We start from the raw sequence: 6,736 nt of genomic DNA, 5'->3' as shown, positions 1-6,736 counted from the left end.
TATTTACAGATAACCTCTTAAATACCGGTGTTAGCAAAAATGGGTGAAACGAGATACAAAATTTGGAGCAAAAGATACTTCAAAGTTCCACATGTCGTTATCATAATATGATATATGTGGTATTGCTATAACTTTTTCAAGTATTTTAATGATAGGTAAGGTAAATAAAATTGCATTGTGATTTTTGCAGGATAGATTTTTCAAAGGTTCTAAATCTAATTGTTTCTTTATTATTTTATAATCTTCTAACGATAGATGAGTTACAAAACAATTTGGAGTTTCTTGATTTCTTGTGATGCAAAATCTATTATCCCAAATAACGGATTTATCTAGTAATATTTTACTCTCAGGTAATTTTTTGCCGAATTCTCTATATATAAGTAACTCGTTTTGTATACGCTTAATTACACAGCCATGAAGGGTATTCTTAAAGTTTACCTCTTGAGTAATTAATTTTAAAATAGGTTCTACCGAATAAAAACGAGCTGCTCTAGATTGTCCACTAATCATTATCAGTAAAAAATTAATTATTTGTACTTTCACCTCATTTAAAAATTTATCAAATTTTACCAAATCAAGAAAAGCAAAGCCATATTCAAAAATCTTTACCGCTTCAGCTATTGCTAATATTAACTTCGGCTTAAACTTATCTTCTATAAGCTTGTTGGTTTTGAGTTGTTGTAAGATTATCTCGGCTTTAGACATCTTTCCAAACTCTACTTCTAGAGGTAATTTATACGTCGAGCCTAGACTCGAATCCTCACGTGGCATTGTTGCGTGGATCAATTTTACCTCTGTCATACCGTGGCTTGACCACGGGATCCAGTTAAAAATACCAAAATTATTAGTATTTTTTATTGTTTTTATGGACCCCGTGGTCAAGCCACGGAGTGACACAGTGGGTTTTACCGGTCCACGCAACAATGCCTCCTCACGTACGCTTGTGTACGCTGCGGTGCTGCGTTCCGTGTCTCCTTTAAATTCCTCTCTATAAGCTGGTTTGGAAAGATGTCTAATATAATCTTCGCCTTTAGCTAATTTTTGCCTAATAACATTTCGTCTATATTTATCGGATGAATTTGACTCATCTTCAAACCATTTTATATTATGACTGACTAAATATTCTACTAATTCACTTTTTGGAATATTATATAGCGGTCTAATTATTTGTATATTATTATACCAATTGATATTACTACTACTAAGTCCAAATATACCGCTATTACGCTCTAATCTTAAACAAAAATTTTCTACGTAATCATCCTCATGGTGAGCAGTTAAAAGTACTAATATATCGAGTTCTAGACATAGATTTGTCATCAAATCATAGCGTCCTTCTCTTGCTCTTTCTTGTAAATTGGAAAAATTATTTTGATGGTCAAAAGATAAACTATAATGCTTGCGATTTAGACTATTACTGATATTTTGGATATAATGGGTCTCTTGCTTCGATTGTTCCCGTAAGTTATGATCAACCGATATAACAAATAATTCTATATTATTTTTTTCTGCCCAAATATTAGCAAGATAAAGAAGTGCTACCGAATCGCTCCCACCGGATACTGCAATCGATATTTTAGATAAGCCAAAATTACCTATTAGATTATTGATATTATACTCAAATTTTTCATATAGCATGGTTGAAAAATGTTAGCATTGTAAGTTTGACAATGTCATTTCTGCAGAAATGCTTTGTTATATGTCTCATATTTTTCGTCATTGCGAGAAGAAACTGCAAGTTTTGACGAAGCAATTCAGTTTAAAATGCTAATTTATAGCATTTTTTTAGATTGCCTCGCTCCTTTCAGTCGCTCATAAAGCATTGTTGCGTGGATACCGAGTCGTCATTGCGAGCGAACGTTAGTGAGCGTGGCAATCTCAGGAATTCTTCCTAAGATTGCTTCGTCAATTGCTATGCAATTTCCTCGCAATGACGGAAGAACTGGTCAATGCCTTGCAGAAATGACAAAAAACCACACAATTAGATGATAAAGAAAAATTTATGCTGACTCAGCTAAATCTTCTGAAGTTTCAGTCTTTTGTTCGCGTAAATAATCTTGTGCTTCTGATTCTGATCTTGCAACAATAACCGTAACTATAGCATTAAGCTCCGCATGGAGTCTTATTTCAACTGTATAAATTCCGGTAGATTTAATTTGTTTATCAAGAATAATATTTGAATGAGAGATATTATAAGATACATTTTCAGATAATTTATCGGCTATTTCTTTATTAGTAACCGAACCAAAAAGTTTACCGTCATCTGATGTTTGACGGATAAAAACTAATTTTTGATCTTTAATAAGAGCATTGATTTTTTCTACTTCTTCTCTTATTTGCTTATCTTTTGCTTCAAATTCGTGTTTTTGTTTAACTATTAGCTCTTTATTAGGCTCAGTAGCTCTAATAGCTAATTTTTGCGGTAAAAGATAATTACGACCAAACCCGTCTGCTACTTTGAGTATGTCGCCAATTTTACCTAATTTTCTTACGGGTTTTATTAATATAATTTCCATGTATTATGCCTTTATTTAGCTTGAAATACAAAAGGCAATAACGCTAAAATTCTTGCAATTTTAATAGCATTATTTAGCTTTCTTTGTTTCTTTGCACAAACATTTGTGACCCTGCTTGGTAGCATTCTACCGCCTTCAGAGACAAATTTTATTAAAAGCTCAGGATTTTTATAATCAATAACAGGTGCATTAGGCACAGAAAGAGGGCATCCTTTACGTCTTCTAAAAAATACTTTTTTAGCAGTTTTATCTCCTACTTTGCGAGTAGCTGTTTCACTAGCATTATTACTTTTTAACATTCTTTAACCTTAATTCTTACAAATTTAATTATTAATCGTTACGTCAATTACCGGAGTATTCTCTGTACTCTGATTTTTTAATATCGGTGAAGGTCCACTACTAATTGAATCTGCTTTAATTGTAAGAAATCTAATGATATTTTCGTTAAGCTTCATTTTTCTTTCTAGTTCTTCTTTTACATTACCAGTAATATCTAGACCTAAAAAATAATAATGTCCTCTTTTGTTATTACCGATTTTGTAAGCTAAAGTTCTTAACCCCCAATATTCTTTTTTTATGATAGTGCCATTATTACCTTTAATAATTTTAGCAAAATCATCAACGATTTTATCTATATCGTTTAATGATACGTCTTGTCGTATAATAAAAACTGATTCATAAAAGCTCATGATATATAAGAATCTCCAACAAACAAACTTTAAAATAAAGCTATTTATAGCAACTAAAACTTTTAAATTCAAGTATTATCTTTAAAAAATTATTATTTCTTTGTTTCTTTATTATAAAAAGTTTGCTATAAGCCCTAATAAATTAGAAAATTATTACAAAAGTTTTTAATTATTTACTAAATATTAATGGGGATTAATTCAGTGTTTGATAAGCTATTACCTGAAGTTTTAATTATAGAAGAAAAAAATAAAAAAAGTGTTAATATTTCTTTAAGTAATTATATAGAGAGCAGGATTTAATATAATTAGGGCTTCAACTCTAGAAAAAGCATTAACTTATTTTTTTAGTCAGCCGCTTGCTATCATGATTATTAGTGCAGAATTACAAGAAAATCCTTTAATAACAATAAATAACGTTAGAAAAATTAATAAATTTTCTAAAACGCCTAAAATATTTTTATTATCAAACAAATAATTAAATTTAACAGAAATAGACGATAAAGTGCTATTTTTTTATAAGCCCTTCTTATCTGAGCAAATAGTAGGTACTTTAAAGAGCTTATTGAGACGTTCCAAGTCAGTTTTACAATATAATATTATTAAATTTAAGAATATAAATATTGATTTAAATACTGAAAAAGTATACAAAGACGGACTGAATATTCGTCTAGGTCCTACTGAGTTTAAAATTTTACGACTTTTTTTCAGTTTCCAAATGAAGTATTTTCGCGTCAAGAAATAATAAAATATTCATGGGAAAGTGAAGAGACCTTTAATGAACGTCTCATAGATGTTCATATAAATAGGATTAGAGAGGCTTAGGGAAAGATAATTTAATTCTCCTTCACAGAACCTAGAATTTTGTTGTCAAAATTTTCTTTGTGTTTATGCATTAAGTATGTTAATATCTATTAATTATATTTATGTATACTATAATATAATAAGATTTTATTCGTTACCGATTTATATATTTTATAACTAAAAACTGTAAATTTTATGTTAAGTAAACTAAATAAACCTGCTTTATTTGCTTTAATATTTTATCCTATTTTTATTATATCTCTTGTAGTTAAATATTCGTTTGATTATGGAATAGGACTAACTGAAGTTATTTTTATAATTGCTAGCTATTATATTAATACTATTACCGTCGGGGTCGGTTTACATAGGTTGTGGTCTCATAATGCCTATAAAATAAATAAATATGCCGAGTTTGTCTTAATTATGCTGTCTGCAGGAACATTACAAGGACCGGCTTTATCTTGGGCATCGAATCATTATAAGCATCATAGATATACGGATGAAGATCAAGATCCGCATACTCCATTAAAATTTGACAATAAATTTTTAGGCTTTATGTGGTCTCATATAGGATGGATGCTAGTCGGAAGCGGTAGCCATAAGTCTATTGATCGCATTACTTGGGCTAAGCACGGGAAAAATAATTTATTAAAATGGCAGCTAAAATATTATTGGCAAATAGCAGCTTTTATGAATATTGTCGTAACTTTATTTATCGGTTACTTAGTCGGCGGTACTATACAATCGGCATATGCAGGATTTTTATTTATGGGACTCGGTAGATTCCTACAGCAGCAAGCAACATTCTGTGTTAATTCTTTATGCCACTTTGCCGGTAGTAAAAAATATTATAAAGGCACTGCTGGAGATATTTGGTGGATGGCATTATTCTTACTCGGTGAAAATTGGCATAATTACCATCATGCTTTTCCTTCAGATTATCGTAACGGTGCAAAATGGTATCATTTTGACGTTCACAAATGGATAATATTTTTAATGAGTAAAATCGGTTTAGCTTCAGAACTTGAACGTACTACAAAGGTACGTATACAGGCAAAAATGCAAGAAACTTTAAGCTATCTTAGTGAAAAACAAAAGCAAAAATTGACCTTAATGCAAACTAAAATAGATCATTTATTAGAAAATCTATGCTTAAAAATTAAAGAGCTTGAAGAATCATCTATTACTATTAAAGAACAATTTAAAAAATCTTTTGTAGAAATACAGGAATCTCTTAAAAATTTAGCGGAGCAAGTAAGTTCTGCAACGCAAATAACAGAAAAACCTTCGGAAAAACTACTAAAAATAGTTAATAAAAAAATTATTGATGCCGAACAATCTATTTATAAGCTGTATAATCAATTAAATACCTTAAAGGTATCTAATTAGGCATTATTAAATAAAGATAGATATCGTCATTGCAAGCGGGTGTTGGTGTTGTCGCATGGGTCCTATTATGTCATTCCCGCGTAGGCGGGAATGACATCGGTATCCAAGTGGGCAACGTTTCTAGCAATGACGCAAACTATCATTTTTTACTTAACAACACCTCTAATTAGTTTCAATTTGAATGATAAAAATTTTAGGTATAGAATCAAGCTGTGATGATACAGCTGTTTCTATAATCACCGAAAACCGAGAAATCTTATCTAATATAATCATTTCACAAAATACAGAACATGCAGTTTTTGGAGGGGTAGTACCTGAAATTGCTGCACGTTCTCATTTGTCGAATCTAGATAAAGCATTAAAAAGCGTTTTAAAAGAAAGCAATACTAAATTAACGGAAATTAGTGCAATTGCAGCGACTTCCGGTCCAGGTTTAATCGGCGGTGTTATAGTTGGCTCAATGTTTGCAAGGTTGCTAAGCAGTGCTTTAAAAAAACCATTTATTGCAATTAATCATCTAGAAGGTCATGCCTTAACCGCAAGACTAACCGATAATATTCCTTATCCTTATTTACTCTTGTTAGCTTCGGGTGGACATTGCCAATTTGTAGCAGTTTTAGGACTCGGAAAATATAAAATCCTAGGATCTACTATAGATGATGCCGTAGGCGAAGCCTTTGACAAAGTAGCAAAAATGCTAAACTTAGCTTTTCCCGGAGGACCTGAAATTGAGAAAAGAGCAAAACTTGGCGATCCTCATAAATATAAATTTCCAAAACCTATAATTAACAGCGGTAATTGTAATATGTCATTTTCAGGACTTAAAACTGCCGTACGTACTTTAATAATGAATTTAAAGGGAATTGATTATAAAGACCGTCATCATTTAGAAAGCTTCAGACAAGATGAATTTAAGGAAGAGCCTGCGCAGCGTACAAAAGTACGTGAGCACAGGCGAAAGCCGCAAAATTCGCTTGTATCAAGCTTTCTAAATGATGACGTAATTAATGATATAGCGGCAAGTTTTCAATTTACCATAGGAGAAATTCTAGGTAGTAAGGTACAGCATGCTATTAGAGCATATGAGCAAGTAATAAATAATTGCGATAAGAACAATATAGTAATTGCTGGTGGTGTCGCTGCTAATAAATATTTACAAGAAATATTAAGTAGTTGTGCTAAAACATATGATTATCGTCTTATTTATCCACCTATCCACTTATGCACCGATAATGCTGCAATGATTGCATATGCAGGACTTGAGCGTTACAATAATAAGTTATTTACTCCTTTGAATTTTTGTCCAAAAGCTAGATGGAGTTTAGAGGATATCAGTAAATA

7 protein-coding genes are annotated in these 6,736 nt (G+C 31.2%); 3 read left to right on the top strand and 4 right to left on the bottom strand.

Features of this window, described 5'->3' with window-relative positions; translation table 11 throughout:
• Nucleotides 1-30 precede the first annotated feature (30 nt).
• From tilS to rpsF, 4 genes are all read right to left on the bottom strand, one after another.
• Nucleotides 31-1,638, bottom strand: a complete 1,608-nt coding sequence (gene tilS / locus MB29_RS04640; RefSeq protein ID WP_032139256.1) for a tRNA lysidine(34) synthetase TilS — start codon at nt 1,636-1,638, stop codon at nt 31-33.
• Nucleotides 1,639-2,000: 362 nt separating this feature from the next.
• On the bottom strand, nt 2,001-2,516 hold the full coding sequence (gene rplI, locus MB29_RS04635) for a 50S ribosomal protein L9 (RefSeq protein WP_023507375.1): 516 nt from the start codon (nt 2,514-2,516) through the stop codon (nt 2,001-2,003).
• An 11-nt stretch (nt 2,517-2,527) separates the two neighbouring features.
• Nucleotides 2,528-2,815: a 30S ribosomal protein S18 gene (rpsR, locus tag MB29_RS04630; RefSeq protein WP_032139255.1), complete on the bottom strand. Its 288-nt coding sequence runs from the start codon at nt 2,813-2,815 to the stop codon at nt 2,528-2,530.
• 24 nt (nt 2,816-2,839) lie between these two features.
• Nucleotides 2,840-3,205 carry a 30S ribosomal protein S6 gene (gene rpsF, locus MB29_RS04625; protein WP_032139258.1) on the bottom strand — a complete coding sequence of 122 codons (366 nt, stop codon included), beginning with the start codon at nt 3,203-3,205 and terminating at the stop codon, nt 2,840-2,842.
• Nucleotides 3,206-3,943: 738 nt separating this feature from the next.
• Between rpsF and MB29_RS12845 the strand changes: the two genes are divergently transcribed.
• From MB29_RS12845 to tsaD, 3 genes are all read left to right on the top strand, one after another.
• Entirely contained in the window at nt 3,944-4,027 is an 84-nt protein-coding gene (locus tag MB29_RS12845) for a hypothetical protein (RefSeq protein WP_324607280.1), read from the top strand.
• A 174-nt stretch (nt 4,028-4,201) separates the two neighbouring features.
• Nucleotides 4,202-5,395: a fatty acid desaturase gene (locus MB29_RS04610; protein ID WP_032139254.1), complete on the top strand. Its 1,194-nt coding sequence runs from the start codon at nt 4,202-4,204 to the stop codon at nt 5,393-5,395.
• Between the two features lie 181 nt (nt 5,396-5,576).
• Nucleotides 5,577-6,736: tRNA (adenosine(37)-N6)-threonylcarbamoyltransferase complex transferase subunit TsaD (gene tsaD, locus MB29_RS08540; protein WP_037203108.1), on the top strand; the 1,160-nt coding region annotated here is incomplete at its 3' end.

It is taken from the genome of Rickettsia tamurae, assembly GCF_000751075.1.
GTDB classification, from domain to species: Bacteria; Pseudomonadota; Alphaproteobacteria; order Rickettsiales; family Rickettsiaceae; genus Rickettsia; species Rickettsia tamurae.
This window is presented reverse-complemented; position numbering and strand designations above follow the sequence as displayed.